21 protein-coding genes are annotated in these 21,263 nt (G+C 58.4%); 7 read left to right on the top strand and 14 right to left on the bottom strand.

Annotated elements, in window-relative coordinates; genetic code table 11:
- The first annotated feature begins 97 nt into the window (after nucleotides 1-97).
- Complete coding sequence (locus SIB58_RS16000; protein WP_082823343.1) at nucleotides 98-1,210, top strand: transporter substrate-binding domain-containing protein; 1,113 nt, start codon at nucleotides 98-100, stop codon at nucleotides 1,208-1,210.
- A gap of 214 nt (nucleotides 1,211-1,424) precedes the next feature.
- A complete protein-coding gene (locus tag SIB58_RS15995; RefSeq protein ID WP_067326169.1) occupies nucleotides 1,425-3,566 on the top strand; it encodes a S8 family serine peptidase in 2,142 nt (713 codons plus the stop codon).
- Between the two features lie 14 nt (nucleotides 3,567-3,580).
- On the opposite strand, the gene SIB58_RS15990 is transcribed toward SIB58_RS15995, so the two are convergent.
- Genes SIB58_RS15990 through SIB58_RS15980 form a run of 3 tightly spaced genes read right to left on the bottom strand, consistent with a single transcriptional unit; the run spans nucleotide 3,581 to nucleotide 5,816 of the window.
- Nucleotides 3,581-4,573 (bottom strand): RluA family pseudouridine synthase, encoded by a 993-nt coding sequence (locus SIB58_RS15990; RefSeq protein ID WP_066909216.1) that lies wholly within the window; start codon nucleotides 4,571-4,573, stop codon nucleotides 3,581-3,583.
- Complete coding sequence (gene ylqF, locus SIB58_RS15985) at nucleotides 4,570-5,436, bottom strand: ribosome biogenesis GTPase YlqF (RefSeq protein ID WP_066909219.1); 867 nt, start codon at nucleotides 5,434-5,436, stop codon at nucleotides 4,570-4,572. Before ylqF ends, SIB58_RS15990 begins: the two co-directional genes overlap by 4 nt.
- Entirely contained in the window at nucleotides 5,433-5,816 is a 384-nt protein-coding gene (locus SIB58_RS15980; RefSeq protein ID WP_066909222.1) for a universal stress protein, read from the bottom strand. Before SIB58_RS15980 ends, ylqF begins: the two co-directional genes overlap by 4 nt.
- Nucleotides 5,817-5,918: 102 nt before the next feature.
- On the opposite strand from SIB58_RS15980, the gene SIB58_RS15975 reads away from it, so the two are divergent.
- Complete coding sequence (locus SIB58_RS15975) at nucleotides 5,919-7,124, top strand: phosphoglycerate kinase (protein ID WP_066909225.1); 1,206 nt, start codon at nucleotides 5,919-5,921, stop codon at nucleotides 7,122-7,124.
- 29 nt (nucleotides 7,125-7,153) lie between these two features.
- Here SIB58_RS15975 and SIB58_RS15970 read toward each other — a convergent pair whose 3' ends face one another.
- Nucleotides 7,154-7,549: a hypothetical protein gene (locus SIB58_RS15970; protein WP_066909228.1), complete on the bottom strand. Its 396-nt coding sequence runs from the start codon at nucleotides 7,547-7,549 to the stop codon at nucleotides 7,154-7,156.
- A 75-nt stretch (nucleotides 7,550-7,624) separates the two neighbouring features.
- Between SIB58_RS15970 and SIB58_RS15965 the strand changes: the two genes are divergently transcribed.
- A complete protein-coding gene (locus tag SIB58_RS15965) occupies nucleotides 7,625-8,542 on the top strand; it encodes an NAD(P)-dependent oxidoreductase (protein WP_066909231.1) in 918 nt (305 codons plus the stop codon).
- On the opposite strand, the gene SIB58_RS15960 is transcribed toward SIB58_RS15965, so the two are convergent.
- Nucleotides 8,532-9,281 carry a hypothetical protein gene (locus SIB58_RS15960; RefSeq protein WP_066909234.1) on the bottom strand — a complete coding sequence of 250 codons (750 nt, stop codon included), beginning with the start codon at nucleotides 9,279-9,281 and terminating at the stop codon, nucleotides 8,532-8,534. The genes SIB58_RS15965 and SIB58_RS15960 overlap by 11 nt on opposite strands.
- 54 nt (nucleotides 9,282-9,335) lie before the next feature.
- On the opposite strand from SIB58_RS15960, the gene SIB58_RS15955 reads away from it, so the two are divergent.
- The gene (locus SIB58_RS15955; protein WP_066909237.1) at nucleotides 9,336-10,412 is read left to right on the top strand and encodes a UDP-N-acetylglucosamine--N-acetylmuramyl-(pentapeptide) pyrophosphoryl-undecaprenol N-acetylglucosamine transferase; all 1,077 of its coding nucleotides are present in this window, start codon (nucleotides 9,336-9,338) and stop codon (nucleotides 10,410-10,412) included.
- Between the two features lie 9 nt (nucleotides 10,413-10,421).
- On the opposite strand, the gene SIB58_RS15950 is transcribed toward SIB58_RS15955, so the two are convergent.
- Nucleotides 10,422-11,516 (bottom strand): pyridoxal phosphate-dependent aminotransferase, encoded by a 1,095-nt coding sequence (locus tag SIB58_RS15950; protein ID WP_066909352.1) that lies wholly within the window; start codon nucleotides 11,514-11,516, stop codon nucleotides 10,422-10,424.
- Between the two features lie 95 nt (nucleotides 11,517-11,611).
- Here SIB58_RS15950 and SIB58_RS15945 point away from each other — a divergent pair, with 95 nt between their 5' ends.
- Nucleotides 11,612-12,448 (top strand): pentapeptide repeat-containing protein, encoded by an 837-nt coding sequence (locus SIB58_RS15945; RefSeq protein WP_082823341.1) that lies wholly within the window; start codon nucleotides 11,612-11,614, stop codon nucleotides 12,446-12,448.
- A 56-nt stretch (nucleotides 12,449-12,504) separates the two neighbouring features.
- Here SIB58_RS15945 and SIB58_RS15940 read toward each other — a convergent pair whose 3' ends face one another.
- The 6 genes from SIB58_RS15940 to SIB58_RS15915 all read right to left on the bottom strand — a co-directional run bounded on the left by SIB58_RS15940 (nucleotide 12,505) and on the right by SIB58_RS15915 (nucleotide 19,172).
- Entirely contained in the window at nucleotides 12,505-14,721 is a 2,217-nt protein-coding gene (locus SIB58_RS15940; protein ID WP_066909240.1) for a type II secretion system protein GspD, read from the bottom strand.
- A gap of 88 nt (nucleotides 14,722-14,809) precedes the next feature.
- Nucleotides 14,810-15,586, bottom strand: a complete 777-nt coding sequence (locus tag SIB58_RS15935) for a hypothetical protein (RefSeq protein ID WP_066909243.1) — start codon at nucleotides 15,584-15,586, stop codon at nucleotides 14,810-14,812.
- Nucleotides 15,583-16,281 carry a PilN domain-containing protein gene (locus tag SIB58_RS15930; protein ID WP_067326166.1) on the bottom strand — a complete coding sequence of 233 codons (699 nt, stop codon included), beginning with the start codon at nucleotides 16,279-16,281 and terminating at the stop codon, nucleotides 15,583-15,585. Before SIB58_RS15930 ends, SIB58_RS15935 begins: the two co-directional genes overlap by 4 nt.
- Nucleotides 16,274-17,164, bottom strand: coding sequence for a hypothetical protein (locus SIB58_RS15925; protein ID WP_082823340.1), 891 nt, complete (start codon nucleotides 17,162-17,164; stop codon nucleotides 16,274-16,276). The genes SIB58_RS15930 and SIB58_RS15925 overlap by 8 nt, the downstream gene beginning before the upstream one ends.
- A 47-nt stretch (nucleotides 17,165-17,211) precedes the next feature.
- Entirely contained in the window at nucleotides 17,212-18,390 is a 1,179-nt protein-coding gene (locus SIB58_RS15920) for a quinone-dependent dihydroorotate dehydrogenase (RefSeq protein ID WP_066909249.1), read from the bottom strand.
- A 14-nt stretch (nucleotides 18,391-18,404) separates the two neighbouring features.
- Nucleotides 18,405-19,172: a ribonuclease H family protein gene (locus tag SIB58_RS15915; protein WP_066909252.1), complete on the bottom strand. Its 768-nt coding sequence runs from the start codon at nucleotides 19,170-19,172 to the stop codon at nucleotides 18,405-18,407.
- A 60-nt stretch (nucleotides 19,173-19,232) separates the two neighbouring features.
- Between SIB58_RS15915 and SIB58_RS15910 the strand changes: the two genes are divergently transcribed.
- Nucleotides 19,233-19,937, top strand: a complete 705-nt coding sequence (locus tag SIB58_RS15910) for a DUF3747 domain-containing protein (RefSeq protein WP_066909255.1) — start codon at nucleotides 19,233-19,235, stop codon at nucleotides 19,935-19,937.
- A gap of 291 nt (nucleotides 19,938-20,228) precedes the next feature.
- Here SIB58_RS15910 and rplL read toward each other — a convergent pair whose 3' ends face one another.
- Together rplL and rplJ are read right to left on the bottom strand one after the other, a co-directional pair.
- Nucleotides 20,229-20,621 (bottom strand): 50S ribosomal protein L7/L12, encoded by a 393-nt coding sequence (gene rplL, locus SIB58_RS15905; protein ID WP_066909258.1) that lies wholly within the window; start codon nucleotides 20,619-20,621, stop codon nucleotides 20,229-20,231.
- Nucleotides 20,622-20,668: 47 nt separating this feature from the next.
- A complete protein-coding gene (gene rplJ, locus SIB58_RS15900) occupies nucleotides 20,669-21,196 on the bottom strand; it encodes a 50S ribosomal protein L10 (RefSeq protein WP_066909261.1) in 528 nt (175 codons plus the stop codon).
- Between the last annotated feature and the right edge of the window lie 67 nt (nucleotides 21,197-21,263).

Genomic DNA, 21,263 nt, shown 5'->3' with positions numbered 1-21,263 from the left:
GCGATACCAAAAGGATGACTCAGGCCCCTGGACCAAGGGAACCTCAGCAGAAAACACATCGTGGATTTGACTAGTCAACACTGCGAAGTGGCCTGTGATGTCGAGACGACTTGGAACCGTCCTAATCCTGAGCCTGGGCACTCTCTGGGTTTGTGCGATGGGCGGTCTTCATCAGCCTTCCCATGCCAACAATGAGATCAAGGATGCTCAGGATCCTGTGGACGTGATCTGGTTTCCCAATCCTCCCTATGCCGTTAACCGTAAAGGCGTTCCCACAGGGTTTGAGATCGATCTTTGGCGCATGATCGCCGAAACACGCCAGATTCCTTATCGCATTCGCAAAGCGGACAGCTTTGAAGACTTGCTGGAAGCCATCCAAACCAACCAAGCTGATCTGGCCATTTCCGGTGTTCTGATCAATGAAAATCGCAGTAAACAATTTCGGTTTTCATTTCCAACTGCCAGCAGTGACCTGAAGATCTACACCCTGGACAACCAGGAACCCACCGCCATCAAAATGCTTCGCATTTTGCTCTCCAGGCAGGTGCTGTTGATCTTCCTTGGACTAGCGCTAATCGCCTGCATCTTCGCGCTGCCGGTTTGGTTCGTGGAGCGGAAAAGGCCTGATCTTGCGGATAAGCGCAAGCGGCACCAACTAGTCTTCATCCTTCAAAAGACCCTGCTGCTCTCAACTGATCACACACGCCATACACGTACCCGCTTGATCTCCATCGGCTCCCTGTTCGCAAGAGTTCTACTCACGGCCTATTTCACGTCGTTCATCCTGAAAGTTGCCACCAGCGAAACGAACGCGAACAGCGGCAATCAGATGGAAGACCTCAACTTCGAAATCCTGAAGAACAGCACATTTGCCGCCATCCCTGGATATATCCAAACGTCAATCCTGAAAAGCAGCGGCACCAAAACAGTGGATTGCGACGTTGCAGAAACCTGCATTGGCCTGCTGCAGTCAGGAAAGGCCGATGCCATTCTCGACGACATGCTGACGATGCGTTCAGCCTTGAAAACCATGCCTCCGGAACCAAAGGTGACACCGGCATCGGAGAAGCTGATGACCTTGTTCATGGCCTTCGCCATCTCCGACCAATTCGGCAAGGATCCGCGATCCCGTGAAATCAACGACGGCATTGCCCGCAGCTATTACGACGGCAGCCACGCCAGGTTGAGTCGCATCTGGCTAAAGCCCTGAACGCAGTCTGCTTCGTAGCACACCTCTTTCCAAAGACGAGTCGATGCCGTTGATCGATGCAACCAAGAAGACGTGATTTGTCAGCCCATGCTGCCTGATCGCTGAGGTCTGGCAGCTGAGTTACCGATCTTCAGAGAATGGCACAAGACATTTATAAAAATATTTTCTCACCAGAGCATTTCATGGCTAAAGCGAAGCCAGAGACCGATTCCCCATGACATCGCACGCGGTGATGACTGCACAGGTTTTAAGAGAAGCCACTGACCTGGGCGTGATCGGCCCGAATACCATGAGGACACTCACTACTGACTTGCAAGGCAGCAAAGAACGTTTTTTCAAGTTCAGGCTGGGAAGCCCTACGATTGACCTTTACACAACTCTCAGCAATCTCAATTATGACCTTGACCTCTATCTCACTACGGCAGATCTACTTTTCCAATGGCCCGTCTCAAACGGCCAGGCCGGTATTCACACCCATTTAGCGAGCTCAACACAGCGGGGAGTCGCAGACGACCAGCTCTTCAACAAACTCTCTAAAAGCTTCTCTGACAATGGAGAGCCGGTTGAATACATCCTGCGCATTGCCGATAACTATGCAGAAAACAGCGAAGGCTCCAAAACCTTCACGCTGGAGCTCGACACCGAAACATTCGCAAAGACCACAATCTTTCCCAATGATCATTATCTTGATCGGCAATGGTATCTCTTCAACAACAGCGATGTAGAACTGGGCCAAGCATTGCAGCGCCAGGCGGTGTCTAAACTCAATGTTGACATTGCAGCACCGGAAGCGTGGTCCAAAATCAATAATGCCTCAGACATCGCTGTTGCCGTGATTGACACGGGTGTCGACTACAATCATCCCGATCTGATCAATAATATCTGGATAAACCGTAACGATCCAATCAATGGAATTGATGACGATGGCAACGGATACAAGGACGACTACTACGGCTGGGATTTCTGGAACAACGACAACAACCCAGAGGATGACGCTTCCCATGGGACACATGTAGCTGGAACTATTGGAGCGGAAGGCAACAACCAGATCGGCATCAGCGGCATTGCCTGGGACACTCAGTTGATGCCAATCAAAGCGCTGCCAGGCAAGCAAAGTCGAGAAGGAGAGTCTATTGACGAAGGTATTAAAATAATCGCAGACTCAATCGATTATGCAGTCAATAATGGAGCAGATGTCATCAATCTTTCGCTCGGCTGGCAACACAAAGACCTGCCTGCAAACATGCTCTCATCTAGCACACTCAATAGCCTAAAAAAAGCATTTCAAAATGCGCTTGATAACGATGTTTTTATTGCTATAGCGGCTGGCAATTCAGGTACAGATATTTTTTCAACCAATAAGTGGAATGACATCGGCAATGTTGACTTCACGAGCACCATACCAACCCTTTTCAGTCGCTCATTCGGCAATATTGCAACTGTCAGCGCCACCAACGCCCGCGGCGCATTGGCTTCCTACTCCAATGGAGGCATCAATGCCAGCATTGCAGCGCCAGGTGGAGATGCAGGCGTGAGAATAGCCACCGAATTCGACAACGAGGGAACACCGACAAAATACGAGCTAATCCCGAGATCGATATTAAGCACCGTACCAACAGGAACAGGAAAAAACTTCGACAAGGATTACGATTTTTCCCAAGGCACGTCAATGGCATCTCCCATGATTGCAGGGGCTGCTGCACTCATTCGAGCAGCAAACAGGAATATCTCAGCAACGGAAACCCTCGCGATCTTAAGACGCAGCGCTTTTGTTTATCCAGAGATGAACAACATGGTTGACGGCAACCGCTCCCTGAATCTCGACGGTGCAGTCAGTGAAGCAATGGCCTGGGATGGCCTGACGAATTTCATTGGGCATCAGCTTCCAAGTTCTCCAGTTCTTGATTTCAATGCATTCACCAACGCCCACAGAATGCAGGTCAAGATGTCCACGAAGCATGGAGGGAATTCACCACTGGAGATTGGTTTATTTCGAGTTTTAGATTCAGAAGGAACACTGCTCAATCCCTATGGAATATCTGTAAGACCCGGCGACGAAGGGTATCAACAGCTCGCGCTTACTTCGACAAACATCGTGGATCCAATAAGCGGAGTTATGACCGCAAACGATGAGACAACCACCACCAAGACAACTTTGCACGAAACAGACTATTTGACCCCCTACATCATTGCCGGCGACCAGATTTTCTTTGCCTTTGATGAAGCCAATTTCGATGGCATGACTCACATCCGCTCAGATGGATTGAACGGGTTTGTCTTCGAAAATCAATTAAGCGGTGGTGACGGAAGCTTTGACGACCTCCTGATCCAGTTCACATTCTCTGATCTGCAATGAAACGAATCGAGCCATCACTGACGCCGGCGGAGCACCGTCAGTAATTTTTCCAGCACCGGCGGGATCGGTGCCTCAAACAGCATCCGCTTCCGGGTGATGGGGTGGTCCAAGCCCAGCTGAAAGGCATGCAGGGCCTGGCCCGGCAGTTCAATCGGCAATTTGCGGCAGCGGCTGTAGGTGGGATCGCCCACCACCGGGTGATTGATGTGCGCGCAATGCACCCGGATCTGGTGGGTGCGGCCGGTGTCGAGCTTGAAGCGCAACAGCGAATAATCGCCGAGCCGCTCCTCCAGGTTCCAGTGCGTGCAGGCATGACGTCCAGTCTCACCACTCACCACCGCATATTTTTTGCGATCGACGGGATGACGACCGATCGCCCCCACGATCGTGCCGCTGTCACCTGTGGGCACACCATGCACCACCGCAAGGTACTCACGTGAAGCGATGCGCTTCTGAATCTGACTCTGGAGGCGCACCAGAGCCTCCTGGCTCTTGGCAATCACGATGCAACCGGTGGTGTCCTTGTCGAGACGATGGACGATGCCGGGTCGCAACTTGCCGCTGATCCCAGGCAAATCGGGGCAGTGGTGCAGCAAACCATTCACCAGCGTGCCGTCTTTGTTGCCGGGTGCTGGATGCACGGTGAGACCAGCCGGTTTGTTGATCACGATCAGGTGCTCATCCTCATAAATCACATCGAGATCCATCGGCTGCGGCTTCAGATAGGGCAGCGGCTCCGGCGGTGGCATCCAAAGCTTCACCTCATCGCCCTGGCGCAGGGGTGTCTTGGCCTTGCCGGTCTTGCCGTTCACACGCACATAACCGGCATCAATGAACTTCTGAATGCGGGCGCGACTCTGCTCAGTGCGCTGACTCACCAGCCAACGGTCAAGCCGCATCGGCAGCGGTTTGGGATAGGTGAGCGACAGCAGCTCACCCTCGCCCTCGCCGAACCCGTCGGTGAACGTTTCTTCCGGCAGCGGAGGGCGACTCCAGACACGATTCATGCCGGCAACTCCAAAGCGATGCTGCCCAGCGCCGACTTACGAAAGTCATCCAGCAACCTCTGAGCCATTCGCGCCGTGTCACCGGAGGTGTGGCGCAGTGCCACGGCCTGAAGCCAGAGGGCTGGGTCTTCGGTCTCACCCGCAAGAGGTGTTCCATACCGCCCTTGCAACACAGCAAGCGCCACACCGGAAGACTGCTGCTGCTGCAGACCCATCAGCAGCCGCAAAAACGCCTGAGCGACGAGTTCACCGTCATAGGCCGCCTGGCCGATGTCATCACAGAGGGCCAGATGCAACGCGGCCTGCTGATCATCAAGCCTGGGTGGCAGCACTCCCGGTGCATCCAGCAGGTCGATGTCCTGGCCGAGGCGCACCCAGCGCAGGGTGCGGGTGACGCCAGCCCGGCGAGCACTCGCCACCACCTTCTGCTTCACCAGCCTGTTGATCAGCGCTGATTTGCCCACGTTGGGAAAACCCAGAGTGAGCGCCCGCACAGGCCTGGGGCGCATGCCCCTGTTACGCCGCCGTTCGTTCAGCTGGTCGCCGGCGCGAATGGCAGCCTGCTGCACCTGCTTCACCCCGGTGCCCGCCTTGGCGTCACACCACAGCGTGCGCTGACCCCGGCCTTTGAACCATGCCTCCCAGGAACTTCGCGCTTCAGCCGTGACCATGTCGCGACGGTTGATCACCAGCAGGTGTTGCTTGCCCTTGATCCAACGGCTGAGGTGGGGATGGCCGGTGGCCAGAGGGATGCGTGCGTCACGGACCTCGATCACCAGATCCACCTTGTCGAGATTGCGCCGGAGTTGTTGCTCCGCCTTGGCGATGTGGCCGGGGTACCACTGAATCGGTGGTGAACTCACGGCACCACCAACACAGGACAGGACACCAGCTGAAGCACCCGTGCAGCCGTGCAGCCGCTGTCGGATTCCAAGTTCACACCCCTTGTTCCCATCACGATCACATCCACATTCAACTCATCAGCCACATCAGAAATCACAGAGGCCGTTTGGCCACTGCGCTCAATCTTCTGGCAGCTGAAACCAGCCTGTTCAAAGCGTTCGCGGGTCTGGTCAAGCCTCCCTGCAACCGCTTCATGGTCATGCTTCTGAGAACGTTCTGACTGCAGCACCGACAGAAGCACCAATCGACTGCCGTAACGGCGCGCGAGCTCCAGAGCCTTGTCCACTGTCTCCAGGGCCTCATCGCTCTGATCGATCGGGAAGAGGACGGTCTTGAACATTCACACGACCTCCGGCCAATGCCCTTTAAGCCAGTCCTAGCGCTGGGCCTGCAGAACTCGGGTTAACCTCTCCCCGTTTTCTTACCGCACCACACAACCCTCATGGCGAAGCGTTCCCTGGCCAGCCTCTCCGGCGCCGACCTCAGCGGAAAACGTGTTCTCGTGCGGGTCGATTTCAATGTGCCCCTCAATGATGCCGGGGCCATCACCGATGACACCCGCATCCGTGCTGCGCTGCCCACCGTCAAGGACCTGATCGACAAGGGCGCCAAAGTGATTCTTTCCGCCCACTTCGGACGGCCCAAGGGGCAGGTGAATGACTCCATGCGTCTCACCCCCGTTGCCGCCCGTCTGAGCGAATTGCTGGGCAAGCCTGTCTCCAAGACCGAAAGCTGCATCGGACCTGACGCCGAAGCCAAGGTCAATGCCATGGCCGATGGCGATGTGGTGCTGCTGGAGAACGTGCGTTTCTTCGCGGAAGAGGAAAAGAATGAAGCCGGTTTCGCCGAAAAGCTTGCTGGACTTGCTGAGGTGTATGTGAACGACGCCTTCGGTGCCGCCCACCGCGCTCATGCCTCCACCGAAGGCGTGACCAAATTCCTCAAGCCATCTGTTGCCGGCTTCCTGATGGAGAAGGAGCTGCAATACCTGCAGGGTGCCGTTGACGATCCCAAACGCCCCCTCGCTGCGATCGTGGGTGGCTCCAAGGTGAGCTCCAAGATCGGCGTGCTCGAAGCCCTGATCGACAAGTGCGACAAGGTGCTGATCGGAGGCGGCATGATCTTCACCTTCTACAAGGCGCGCGGTCTCTCAGTGGGCAAGAGCCTGGTGGAAGAAGACAAGCTCGAGCTCGCTAAAGAGCTGGAGGCCAAAGCGAAGGCTAAGGGTGTTCAGTTGCTGCTGCCCACCGATGTGGTGCTGGCCGATAACTTCGCTCCCGATGCCAACAGCCAGATCGCTGATATCAACGCCATCCCTGACGGCTGGATGGGGCTGGACATCGGCCCTGACTCCATCAAGGTGTTCCAGGACGCACTCGCCGACTGCAAGACCGTGATCTGGAACGGCCCCATGGGCGTGTTCGAGTTCGACAAGTTCGCCGCCGGCACCAATGCCATCGCCACCACCCTGGCCGAGCTGAGCGGCAAGGGCTGCTGCACGATCATCGGCGGCGGCGACTCGGTTGCTGCCGTGGAGAAAGCCGGTCTTGCCGAGAAGATGTCGCACATCTCCACGGGCGGTGGTGCCAGCCTCGAACTGCTGGAAGGCAAGGTGCTTCCAGGCGTTTCCGCCCTCGACGCCGCCTGAGTAACAAGATTCGGTCAAGGGGAGGAGCGTCAGCTCCTCCCTCGGCCTTGCCTCCGGAAATCGGGCAAAGGTGTGAGGCCCAAGCGGCGACGCTCGGCATTCACAACCTGGCGTCCCTGCTCCATCAGGCGCCTGCGAGCCTGCTTCTGTTGCTTCATGCAGGTCTTGCCCGCCTCAGGAGTTTGCGCACGCTCAAGGCAGCTCTTGCCCGACTTGAGCAGCGCAAGCCGTTGGTCATAGCTGCGCAGTCCCCAGTTGCGGCGGGCCTGGAACAGCTGCATCTTCTGACTTTCCGTGAGCTTGGATTCCGTCATCCTTCGGCCTGGAGCCGCTTCCGCGACTCCGCCGGTGTGCTGCAGAGCAGCGGCTGTGAGTGCAACGCAGGGGATCAGCAATGCTCGTCGCCAGCGATGGGTGAGCGCCATGAAGACCATCAACAGTGAACAGGCCCAGGTTGCTGGGAGTGCCGGGCCAGGATCTGACTCAGATGGCCTCGAACCATGACTGGATGTGATCTCACGCCACAAACCCGACTGGCTTGTATTGGCCTCGGGGCTCTGGGTTTACCGATGGCGGTGAATCTCCAGGCAGCTGGCTACCCACTGCAGGTTCACACCCGCAGTCGCCTGGCGGAGTCCGACCCTGGCCTGAACGGAGCCTTTGCCGCAGAAAGTCCTGTCGAAGTGGTGCGTCGCTGCCGGGGTCTGCTGCTTTGCGTCAGCGACGATGCAGCTGTGCAGACCGTGCTCTGGGGAGATCAGGGCGCAGGGCCTGCACTTGAGCCGGGCAGCCTCGTGATCGACTGCTCCACCATCAGTCCCTCCACCTCCAGGGCCATGGCTCAACGTCTCGCAGAACGAGACATTGCCTACATTGATGCTCCCGTGACCGGCGGCACCGAGGGCGCAAAGGCCGGCACCCTGACAGTGCTCTGCGGTGGAGAAACTTCAGCAGTGGAGAGAGCACGACCAGTGCTGGAGGTGATCGGCGGCTCAATCCACCATTTCGGTGACGTGGGCAGTGGACAGCAGGTCAAAGCAATCAACCAGGTGCTGGTGGCCGGTAGTTATGCCGCAGTGGCGGAGGCCATCGCCCTCGGAGAGCACCTGCAGCTGCCGATGGAGCAGGTGGTGGATGCGCTGTGCCAGGGGGCTGCCGGCTCCTGGGCCCTGCAACATCGGTCGCAGACCATGCTCAATGACGATTACCCACTCGGCTTCAAGCTGGCCCTGCACCACAAGGATCTCGGGATTGCAATCGATGCGGCGTTACAGACGGGCCTGAAGCTGCCGATCACCGAGGCCGTGCACAACCAGGAGCAGGCCCTGATGGACGCTGGGCTCGGGAATGTCGATGTATCTGCTCTGCGCCGAAGTCTTCCTGCGAACCCCTACCGATCTCAGCAGATCAGGGATTGAGCTTGGTCTGATCGTCAACCACCTGCACACGCTTGCTCACCGTGATCACCCCATCGGGGTGCACCAACAGGGCCGCCCAGGTCTGAATCCCTGGCTGAAAGGGAGCCTGCACCGACTTGAACAACCCGCCACCGCCCAGCGGTTCCAACTGAACATCCGGGCTCTGTTGCGCCATCACTTGCTGAGGGGTCACCGCGATGAGCCCTCCGGCCAGCATTGCTTTGCCCAGCGGTTGATCCACCACCACATCCACGTCGTAACGACTGCCGGTGAGCACTTTGTCGGGGATCAGCAGCGAGATCGGCAACGCCTTGCGGGCACTGGTGAGCACCGATTGATCGCTGAGAACCTCCTGAGCTGTGATCAATCCTCCATCCGTAGAAAAGGCAACCCGCTGGTTGGCTTTGAAGGAGTAACTGAGACCATCCTGCTGACGGGTGCCGCTTACAGCCAGCTTCACGGTGGATCGGCCATCGTCGAGAGGCTGGCCTGGCCTGACGGACCAGCGGGTTTCAGGAAAACGCGTGCTGAAGCGACGAAAGCGCTCAATCAGGGTCGTTGCCTGGTCGGGCGCCATCAAGGCGGACAGGGCCTGAACACGATCCTCTGCATTGAGGGCAAGCTGCAACCGGGCACTGAGATCAGCTGCAACCCCGCTGACCGCCAGTGCCGGCATCGTGCTGATCAGCGCCGCACTCGAGAGCACAGTCGCCAAAGAGGCTCGCAAGAGCGGAACCATGAATCAGCCTCAACAGTCGAACTAAGTTAAGCCGCGTTTTCGTGGTCCGCTCCCATGTCCCGGCTTCTCATCGCCGCCAGTGGCACAGGTGGCCATCTGTTTCCGGCGCTGTCGGTTGCCGAAGCGCTCCCTCCGGACTGGGGCGTGCGCTGGCTTGGCGTTCCAGATCGCCTGGAAACGACACTGGTGCCTGCGCAGTACGACCTGGTGACGGTGAAAGCCGGTGGGCTGCAGGCTCGAGGCCTGCGCAAACTCATGCAGTTGTTAAGGCTTCTGGGGGCCAGCCGCGATGTGCGCCGACTGATCCGCAGGGAACGGATCGATGCGGTGTTCACCACAGGTGGTTACATCGCTGCACCGGCAATCCTTGGAGCCCGGTGGTGCGGTGTTCCAGTTGTGCTGCACGAATCCAACGCCATTCCAGGTCGGGTCACCAGGCTGCTGGGGCGCTTCTGCACCCGCGTGGCCATCGGTCTTGATGCAGCAGCAAGTCGCATCCCAGGATGTCTGGCCGTGGTTACAGGCACACCGGTGAGGGAGACATTTCTGCAACCCCAGCCACTGCCGACCTGGGTCCCGAGAGGTGAAGGCCCCTTGCTCGTGGTGATGGGAGGCAGCCAGGGGGCTCTGGGCCTCAACCGGATGGTGCGGGTGCTGCTTCCGGAGCTGCTCAGCCACGGCTGCCGGGTGGTGCATCTGACCGGCAGCAACGACCCGGATGTGAACAGCATTGAGCACGCCGCCCTGGTGGAGCGACCCTTCAGCGACGACATCCCCGGACTGCTGCAACACGCTGATCTGGCGATCAGCAGGGCAGGAGCAGGCAGCCTCAGCGAACTGGCCGTATGCGGGACCCCCTCCGTGCTGGTGCCGTTCCCACAGGCAGCAGATCAGCATCAGGACGCGAATGCAGCCTGTGCCGCAGCCCTTGGCGCCGCTGTGATCGTTCACCAGCACGACCCGAACCATCCTGCCCTGCGCGAAACGCTCTGGCGTCTGCTGGGCCCCAGGCTTCAAGGCAATGGACCGACTGAGCCCCCCCTGCTGACGATGAAACAAGCCATGCAGCAGCTGGCCGTGCGCGATGCCGATCAGCAACTCGCGACGCTGTTGCAATCACTGGTGCCTTGATGGAACGCGTCAGCGCAGTTCCTGCTTCAGGGCTCTGAGGATCCGCAGGTTGCCGCGGCGATCCTGCAAACCAATTCTCAGCCAGTCTTCCCCCAGGCCAGTGAATGAGCGGCAGTCGCGCAGAAGCACACCTCGTTGTGCCACACGCTCGCGCACTCCCAGCAGGGAGTCGACGCTATGAAGCAGTAAATAGTTGGCGCTTGACGGCATTGGCAACACAGCAGGCAGATGGGTCAGCTGGTGGTGAAACCAGGCCCCCTCCTGCGCCACCCAAACCTGCACTCGCCGCAACCAACGCTCCAGGCCGGATTGATCAGCCATCACAGACCGACCGGCAGCGAGCGCCAGACCGTTCACAGGCCAGGGATCACGCCATTGCTGCCACCGTTTCAGGCGTTCTGGTGAGGCCACGGCATAACCCAGGCGCAGGCCTGCAATCGCCAACAACTTGGTGAGACTGCGAATGACCACGAGATTGGGATGGGTCTCCACCAGAGGCAGCAGAGATTGCGCTTCTCCTGATGGCACCAGAGGCAGGAAGGCTTCATCACAGATCACCAATGCGTAGTGCTGCAGCAGCGGCTCCAGCGACTCGCGACTCCAGAGCTGACCCGTGGGGTTGTGGGGATTGGTAATCCAAAGCACCTGGCAGCTCGGATCAGGTGCTGGCTGAGAGGGCCATGGCTGTGGCCGGTTTGCCAACCAGCTCAGGCTGAGAGGCATGCTGCGCGCAGCTCCATCCCAGCAAGCCAACGCTCGGCGATAGTCCGCAAAGCCAGGTTCCGGAAGGCCACTCACACCACATACGGCCGCATCCCGTGCCGCCCAGGTGAACAGTTCGGCCGCACCATTACCGGGCAGCACGGCCTCAGGCTCGAGACCATGCCAACTCGCAATCACCTCGCGAAGTTCTTGCTGCTCGCGGTCGGGATAGTTGCGCAGTGCACTGCCACTGATCGCTCGCTTCAGGGCACGCCGCAGAACCCTTGGTGGCCGGAAGGGCACCAGCGAAGCACTGGCATCCAGAAGCTGCGACGGCTTCAAGCCGAGGCGAAGGGCCTCCTGGGCAAGATTGCCTCCATGCGGTGGAAGGCCGCTGCTCAAGATCACCGCAGGCGACACGCAACATCATCCTGCCCAGTCACTCTCGACGTCGGCATCAGAGACCGATACAACCAGACGGTTCAGAGCCGCCACCCATGAACGACTCCGAATGCAGCCTGATCAGGATCCAACAGCTCTCTGGAGTGATGACGCTGATCGCTCTGCTGAGCATGGCCGGCACGCAAGCCAAGGCCAGTGATGAGCTGATTCAGGTTCTGCAGGAACGCAGCTGCAGGGGCTGCCGACTGGCTGATGCCGATCTAGTCCACGCTGACCTTCGTGACGCTGACCTGAGCGACGCCAAGCTGATGCGAGCCAATCTGGGCCAGGCACAGCTGGATGGAGCCGACCTCAGCGGTGCCGATCTCAGCTTCACCAGCCTGCGCGGCGCCTCGCTGCGAGGGGCCAACCTCACAGGAACTCTTCTGTACGGAACGGATCTGCGCGACGCGGACCTCACCGGTGCTCAGCTGAACCCCAATGCCCTGGATGAGGCTCACTGGCAGGGGGCCAGTGGCATCTCTGCTGGCATCCGCAGCCATGCAGCTCTGCACAACGCAGGCGTGGAGGCTTTCCAGGCGGGCCGCTGGTCAGCGGCAGAGCAGCTGTTCAGTGATGCGATCAGCAGGCAACCTGGGCAACCTCTGAGCTGGGTGGCCCGGGGCATCTGCCGTGGCGAACAAGCCAAAGATGATGTTGCTGCGGCCGATTTCCGCTATGCCGCAGTGATTTATGAGAAAGAAGGTCAAGCCACCTGGGCGATGCAGCTGCGCAAAGCAGCCGAATCAATCCAAGGTCGGCGCTTGAAGGAGCAATCACCAAATGAAGGCAACGGTCTTGGAATTCAGCTGCTGAGCAACACGATTGCAGGCTTACGAATGCTCGCGCCAATCGCAGCAAAAGCACTCATTCCAATGGGACTAGGGTTTTAAATTCAAAACCCAAAACCCTTAGGCCTAAAAAGCAAAAAACTAAATAACAGCCAAATTCAATTCATCATGCGTCGAGCAGCCGGAAGATCAGGCCGATATCCATATCCATAATCACCACCTTGCTCATCATCAACAATCCGTGGGGTCACGAGGATCACCAACTCACTCTTGGCCCTGTCCCCGGTGGTTGACCTGAAAAACTGGCCGATCAAGGGAATATCACCAAGGATGGGCCATTTACTCACAACCCTTGAGTCAGCATCTGAAATAACGCCTGTCAATATCAATGTTTGACCATCCCTCACCCTCAGAGATCCAGTATCTAATCTCCGAACACTGAGAACGCTAATAGGGCCACAGCCTTCAACATTTTGAGAGCGCGTTACCGCAGATAACGAAGGAGAAAGGGTAAAGCTCACAAAACCATTGTCATCAATTTTCGAAACTCTTGCCCCGAAGGTCAGTCCTGCTGTTTGAAATTCTGGCTGACATGTATTAGCAGCACCATTTTGACCAGCTTGTACGTTGTAATCCACAATTTCTTGCGTTCCGACAGTCACAAACGACTCATTGGCCCGCTCGCGGCCAATCGTGCCGCTAGACAATGCCGATTCTGGATCAGAGACACTGGCAGATGACCCTCCCTGCAACTCCTCTGGAGATTCAGAAAGAAGCAGAGTGGGAGAAGCAAGTGTTTTTGCACTATTGGACTGAATCTTGGCCCTCAGGAAGTCTAAAAATCCATCGGTGAATTTGGCTTGATCTGAATCCGGAAAAGACAAGCCAGGGTTGACTCGCGCTGGCGCGAGAGGCTCCACCACCTGTTGCTCTTCGTCAGAATATTGTGGCTTTGCACTTTCAGCTTCGCCCGCAATGATATTGAAGTTTTCTGAGTTCGGCGGAAGCTTTGAACCAAACGCTCCGAGCAACTCTCCGCGATCACTGACAATAAAATTATACCCATTTCTGAACGCAAAACTATTAGAAATAGAGGTCTCATTATCGAGATTAATATCCAAAATCTTCACTGACAGAGCCACCTGCCTCTGGCGAAGATCAATTTGCTTCAGATAATTTTCAGCCACTTGAATCAGGCCTGAATCACCCACAAGCGTCAGCGTCTGCAACCTTGAATCGGTTGTGACCACAAGCCCGCGCAAAGGCCCAACAGAAGCACCAAACGACTCAGTAGCCTTCAATTCGGACTTCTCTTGAGAGGTTGTATTGCTGATTTCAGACGTGCCTTGCGAAGCCGGCTCTCCAGTCGTCACCTTAATCGTGTTCGTGAAATTGACTGTTGCCCCAAGGTTCCCCAGATATTCAGCTCCTGCATTCGCTCTGACCTGATTCAGCCGAATCACTTTTGACACTTGAGGGCCAAATGTCTTCGATGAAACTGATGTTCCCACAAGCAACATTCGTCCGTCGAGCTTGCCTTGAAGGCCCGAAGCCAGCAAGATCCCATTCAACGCTCTTGAATAGGATTCATTCACAAAGGCCATGGACACATCACGGCCACTGGGGTTCGCTGAGTCAGCTCCGGAATTGTCGCTGTCTTGATCGACAGCATCATCATCTCCAACGAAAACAAAGCCGTACCCCCCTAATCGAGCCAATGCCATCAGTGCATCCTTGGCCGGCGCATTGTTCAGTGTGAGTGTCACGGGTGGGCCACTGACATTCACGTAGCTGCGGTTCTGCAACACCATGGTCCCCACTGCCATATCCCCCAGCGGTGGTGCCACGGCCCGAGGTCGTAATGGGGGTGCATAGCTCGCCTGGGGCACCGACCCTGGCGTATTGAGATCCAGGAGACCTGTCTGCAGAGACGGGGCCACCCTCAACCCCGGAAACATGAGAATGAGGTTGCGCCCATCAGCGCTGACAACCGGCTCCTGCAGGGTCTGTCCTGGTTCGGGGACCACCTCCAAGCGGTAGGCACTGCCAGATCCACTGATGGCCACCCGCTGCAGGCCTGCGACTGAATCAGAGAGCTGTTGACGGCCATTGAGAATTCCAGGTGTCCCCTTGGTCTGCAAACTGCCCTGCCAAACCCGGCCGTTGAGCCGTTGCTTCAGCAACGGCTGCGGTCCTACCCCTTGGATCACCACCTCCACGCCCCCCTCTCCACTCTGAACACGCAAGGACATGGCCCCCTGAGCCAGTGCCGCGCGGGACCCGGATCCCATCGGTGGTTCCAACAGGCCCAGATCGACAAGGCTGAGGCCAGCGACCAGCAACAGTGCGCTCAGGCGAGAAGGGGTGAAAGTCATACCCTGGCCTGGACGCCACAGACATGGGCGGATGGTATCGATCGGAACCAGCCGGGGCCAGCCCTGATCTCAAAGTGACTGGCTCAATTCAAGAAGGAGCTTGGGAAGGGGGCGGGGGATTCCCCTCAGGCTTCCCCGAGTCCTCACTGGGGCCGCCAGCACCATTGACAGTCTTGGGGGACTGATCAAAGAAGGTCAGCCTCAACTTCAATCGAGTGCGAGGTGGACCGCTGATCACTGGCTGATCCTCACCTTTGTCAGGGGCTTCGAGAGCGGTGAGCTCGAGATCACTCGGCTGCACTAGAAGCTCAAGCAACTCCATCCGCCTCAGGAACTGCAGCAATCCCTGATAAGGCCCCTCCACCTGCAGCAGCACCACGCTTTTCTCGTATCCAAGAGCCTGCATGGGATCATTGCCCGCTGCGGCACTGTCACCACCCTTGCTCTGTTGATCCTGGTTGCCACTGGAGTTCGAAGCCTCCACTGAACTCACAGGAACAGGTTCATACCGATTGATCAACACTCCGCTGGCGGCGGAAATGCGGCTCAGCTGCGCCAGAAAGGTCTGAATCTGACCACGGCCTGCCACCAGGTCCACCAGCAGAGCCTGCTGCTGCCTCACCTCACCCAGGGTTTTGTCGCTCTGCTTGAGCTGAGCCTGCAGAAGAGGAAGAGTGTCTCGCTTGCTTTCGAGCTCCGCCATCCGCTGGCGTTGCTGATCAAGCCGGTCCAGTACTGGCAAGCCAAACGCGACGAACACACCACCAGCAAGAACCAGACCCAGCAGACCAGGAACGGCAACCAACAGGCGTTCCCTGGTGATTTGATGCTGCCAGGCAGGGCGATCTGGGCTGAGATTGGTCAAAGAGCGACCCCCTGCTGTTCCAGCAAGCGATAGCGCTGCACCAGGCCAGTCGCACCGAGCTGCTGAAGCCGCTGAATGGAGGGTTGGGCCTTGGGATCGAGAAACCAGTCGAGGCTGAAGCTCACCGATGTCTCCTCGCCGTCATCACGGTTGACCTGCAGCACCTTGACGCCGTTGGGGCGGGTGATCGGCAAACGCTCCAACGTGAGAACGAGGGCATTGATCCGCTCGAGCGGACCTGGTGTGCTGCCAAGACCAACCCTCCCAGACACTTTGATCTGGTCGTTCTGCACCGACACATCCTCCAACTGGATACCCACCGGCGTGACACGGCGCAACTGCTCCAACAGAGGTGAGCCGGCCGGGACAGCCAACAACTGTTCGGTGATTTGCTGATTGTCCTGACGCACAGTGACCAGTTCTTGCTTGGCAGTGCGCAAGCGGCCTTCAACCGATCTCACCCGCTGCTCAAAAGGCGAAAGCAGCTGCAACTGCTGCTGCTGCTCGCTTTCAATCCGCCCGATCACAACGATCGAACCAAGGGAAACAAGCAACGCCGCCCCACCGATCAATGACCCGCGCAACAGCAGCGGTCGCATGGGTTGCCATGACCCGGCAGGCTCGGGCAAACCCAGTTCGAGCCGACGCTCCCCCAGGAGATCAGGCAATCTCTGCTGGGTGGACCGCTCAGTCATCGCGATTCCTCCGTGACGCCGTCAAAGCCAACTCAAGCAATGACATCTCGGCATCGGAACGTAGAGGTCCTTGACACGAATCATGCTCTGCTGCCCAACGGCCCTGCCACTGAGACCCGGCGGTGACCCACCACCCCGGCATACCGGCTGGATCCCAGGCTTCAACCAGCTCCATCACCTCCTCTCTGAGCGCCGGATACTCCGAAGCCTGCAGGCTGAGATCAATCTCCGGACAGCCATGACTCGACAACAACAGTCGCCAGTGGCCCCCGTGCTCCACCAACCAGACCAGTGGCTCGTCAGCACCAGCCTGGGCATCACAAAGGCCACGCCAGGCGGCCGAAAGCAGCCATTCAACCCTCCGCAAGCAAAGATCCGCCGCCTCCAGGGTGCTCACCCAGGCCTGCAACAACAAACGATCCGTCCCCACGACGAGAGCGAGATCGTCTCGCGTCTGAGGGATCACATCCAGATAACTGTCCTGTAAGGCCAGCGACCAGCCCAGCTCAGGCTGCAGCACTCGCAGGTCAGCACCACAGGTCAACCCACTCGCGGCAGGCCCCTCAAGCAAACGCCACTGACAACTGGCCACAGGCAACAACAGCTCAATCTCAACCTGGGGTGGGCTCAGCCCCTGTTCAAGCAGCAGATCAGCAATCGTTTCCCCAAGAACATCGGAATTCAGCGGCTGACCGGAGCTGCATAAATCAGGCGGAAGCACAACATTCGATAACACCCAGTCATCCTGCGACCACCAAGCCAGATGGAGCGCTTGATCATCAGGAGCCAGAAGCACCCTGCGAGGATCCAGCAGACCCTGCGCCTGCATCCACCAGCCATCCAGTGCTGGGAAGCGATCACGCAGTTCAGTCAGCCCCGCCATGCAACTCCGAACAACTGGGTGCCGCGACTCTGGTGGCAGGGTATCGGCTACTGCCAGGGAGCGCCGCTACCCACCGCTTCACTGATATGACGGATGCCATGTCGGTCTAGCTGCTCGATCAGCCCTTCAAGCACCCGGGGAACCAGATCCGGACCTTCAAAGATCCAACCGGTATACAGCTGAACCAGAGATGCGCCTGCGACGATCCGCTCCCAGGCGGCCTCGGGCGTACTGATGCCGCCGACCCCCACCAGCGGCAGGGCAGGACCGGCCGTGGCTCGCAACCGGCGCAGCACCTCCAAAGCCCGTTGACGCAAAGGATCCCCGCTGAGGCCCCCGGCTTCCTGGTCAAGGCTGCGACCGGTCTGGCTGAGCAGCCGCTGACCCAGCCCGAGACGATCGAGACTGGTGTTGACCGCGATCACACCGGCGAGCCCCTCCTCATAAGCCAGACGGGCGATTCCGTCGATGGCATCATCTTCGAGATCCGGTGCGATCTTCACCAGCAGTGGCGGACAGCCAGGCAACCTGCGCAAGCGTTCCACCAGTCGGCGCAGCTGAGTGGCGTCCTGCAGATCGCGAAGACCAGGCGTGTTCGGCGAACTGACATTGATCACCGCATAGTCGGCCAGTGGCGCCAGCATTTCCAGCGAAGAGGCGTAGTCATCCGCCGCCAGCTCCAATGGCGTCACCTTCGATTTGCCCAGATTGATACCCAGCACGGCAGGCCGCTGTCCGCGAGGCGGAAGGGCCTGCCGCTCAAGAGTGCGACGCAGCTCATCCGCCCCTTTGTTGTTGAAACCCATGCGGTTCAGTGCTGCTCGCTCCTGGGCCAGGCGAAACAGGCGCGGCCGGGGATTGCCGGGCTGACCATGCCAGGTGACGGTGCCGACTTCGGCAAACCCGAAACCAAAACGATCCCAGACCCCTGCGGCGACTCCGTTTTTGTCGAAACCAGCCGCCAGCCCCAGGGGATTACTGAAACGGCATCCAAACAACACCTGCTCCAAGCGCAGGTCCCGGCGTGTCAGCTCAGACGCAAGACCATCAAGCACACCCGAGAGGCCCGGCCACTGACGGCGAAGACTGAGCTGACCAAGGGCCTGAAGAGCTGCTCGGCTGAGCTGTTCAGCATCCACACCTTCATCTTTGGCCAGCACAGGTCCCAGCCAGCGCCGATAGAAACCTGCGGTGGACATCACCCCGGACGATGACGGCTGGGTCATCTGGGTTCCTCGATCTATCTCGATCCTGCCTCGGCGCGGCGCAGCCGCCAGCAGTTGCCCTCCACCGGTTCCACCAGCCAATTGCGCCAGCTCCATGCCTGTTGGCGTTCAGCCAGACGCGTCAGCGGTTGCTCCACCAACTGAGCCAGCTCCACCAACGACAGGGCATATCCACCAGCAGCGAGACGGTCAGCCAGCTCAAGCCGAGTCAGCAGATTTTGCAACGATTCGGGCGCTGCATCATCTGCCTGGACCTGTGGCTTAGCAGCGGAGGGCCTCGCCCTGGAGGGGGCTGATTGGGAGGCTCGATCCAGCCGTGGCGGCGTCCCCTTGGAAAACGCCACAGCGATCTGATCGACCCGGTCGTTATCAGGGTCACCGCTGTGTCCTTTCACGTAGCTCAGCGGCACATCCAACAGCCGTGCAGCGTCGAGGGCCTGCCAGAGATCCTGATTGAGCACAGGTTTGCCCGCTGCGGTTTTCCAGCCCTTGCGTTTCCAGCCAGCCATCCAGGAGCCCAGGCCATCGATCAGATATTTGCTGTCGGTCCGCAGGGTGAGATCAGGATGAAGAGGCAACTCCGCCAGCCTTTCAAGCATCGCCAGCGCTGCCTGCAGCTCCATGCGGTTGTTGGTGGTGGCAGGGTCGGCACCGCCGAACTCCTCCACACTGCCATCCTCAAAACGGATCAAAGCCCCCCAGCCGCCTGGCCCGGGATTCCCGCTGCAGGCTCCGTCGGTGGCAGCGGCCACAACTCGGCCTCTCTGATCAGCCTCAGCCATTGGTCACCCCTCGTCTTCTTCGGTACAACACGGTTCTTAAACACCCAGGAGGACTGGGCCATGGGCCGAACCTACTTCCGCAGAGCTGCGCTGAGTGCCGGCGCGGTGGGACTAGCGGCCATCGCTGGAAGCCTGCCGGGATTGGCCCGGGCCCTGTTCGACAGCAGTCCGCTGCAAGAAGAACGTTTCGCGATCCTGGCTCAGGCGGTGGGACCAGATCGCTGGAAGCTGCTCGTGCTGGAACAGATCAAAGCCAGACCGCTCTGCTGGGAGGAGCGGCAGGACGGGCTGATGAACCCCTCTCTGAACAACTTCGATTTCACAGGAATCTGCAGCCGCTATCTCGACAGCAACGGCTACTCATTGCGCACGTCCGGCAGAGATGTGGACAAGCGCTATCGCCTGCGACTGAACCAGAGCAAAAGTGGGCTGGCGTTACAGGCAATGGACTCCGTTCACGGTGGCGGCATCACATTGGCGAGAGCCAGCAAAGTGCGCAGGGACAAAAATGCCTTTGTGAAACTGACACTGGAGCCGGGCTGGTCGCTCGAACGCCGCAATTACAAGGGTCGCAGGCTGAGCCACGTTTACTTCGCCCATTCGAAGTCGATGAACACCCTGATGGCAGCGAACAAGGCGAAACCCGTGGATCGAAGTCTGACCTTCACCGCAAGCCTGCCCAAACCCCCTTCACAGCCAGCCGGACAACGACTGAATCAGCAAAGGGGGCCGATCCGTCTGAAAGTGATTCCCTTCCGACCCTGAACCGCCTCCTAACTGAAGGACAGTTGAAAGAGCGCCCCAGCACGACGCGCATTCCAGAGGGCAATTTTTTACTTTGACGATGTGTGAGGAGTGGAAAGCGCCTCTTCTGGGTCGAAACAAGGACAGACTCCAGCAATGCGTTTCACTTCTGAGCCCTGCCAAAGGCAGGGCTTTTTTTTTGAGTGCTGAAGCCAGATTGTCTGGGATCGGCCAAAAATGAAAAAACCGACCCGAAGGTCGGTGTTCTCAAAGAGGAGGGATCGGCAAGCACAAGCCGCCGATCCAACAAAATCACTTGAGTGTGACCTTTCCGCCCACCTCTTCAATGGCCTTCTTGAGGGCCTCGGCGTCATCCTTGGAGACACCTTCCTTGATGGTCTTCGGAGCAGCTTCGACCATGGCCTTGGCATCGCCCAGGCCAAGGCCGGTGGCTTCGCGCACAGCCTTGAGGACCTTGATCTTGGCGGAAGCATCGAAGCTTTCCAGCACAACATCAAACTCGGTCTTTTCTTCAGCGGCCTCGCCACCACCACCAGCGGCAGCGCCGGGGGCAGCCATCACCACACCCGCTGATGCGGCCGCGGAGACGCCGAAGGCTTCTTCGATCTGCTTGACAAGCTCGGAAGCTTCAAGCAGCGAAAGAGACTTCAGCGATTCGAGGATTTCGTCGGTTTTTGCAGACATGGTTGGGATTCAGCAACAGATCAAAAAAACAGTCGGGTCGAAGACGTTCAGCTTTCGCCGGATTCGGCGTGCTGCTTGAGCGCCCGAGCAAGACCGGAGGGAACCTCGTTGATGCCCACAGCCACCTTGGTGGCAAGGGCATTGATGGAACCAGCGATCTGGGCCATGAGCACTTCCTTGGAGGGAAGGTCACCGATGGCCTTGATCTCGTCCTGAGACAGGAGCTTGCCTTCGAAAAGGCCGCCCTTGGTTTCGGACTTCTTGGTGTCCTTCTGAAAAGACTGAAGAGCCTTGACTGCACCACCGACATCGCCCTTGACCAGGACGAAAGCGTTGGTGCCGCTCAGAAGGGGATCGAGGTTGGACCAGGCACTATCACCATCAATGGCATGACGCATCAAGGAGTTTTTAGTCACCTTGCAAACGCCGTTGCTGGCCCGAAGACGAGTCCTCAGATCAGACATTTCCTTGATGGAGAGACCCTGGTAATCCAGGACCAATGCCATTTCGGCCTCACCGAGGAGCTGCTTGAGCTCTTCGACGATCTGTTGCTTGCTCTCCAGAGTGCGGCCCATAGGATTTGGATCGGATCGGGGGAACAAGCTGGACACACGGCCGTTCAGTGCTCCCGAAGGAGACGAG

The sequence above is a fragment of the Synechococcus sp. MIT S9504 genome (genome assembly GCF_047497135.1).
Classification (GTDB): Bacteria; Cyanobacteriota; Cyanobacteriia; order PCC-6307; family Cyanobiaceae; genus Synechococcus_C.
The sequence above is the reverse complement of the archived record's forward strand: the minus strand, read 5'-3'. Positions and strand labels throughout refer to the sequence as shown.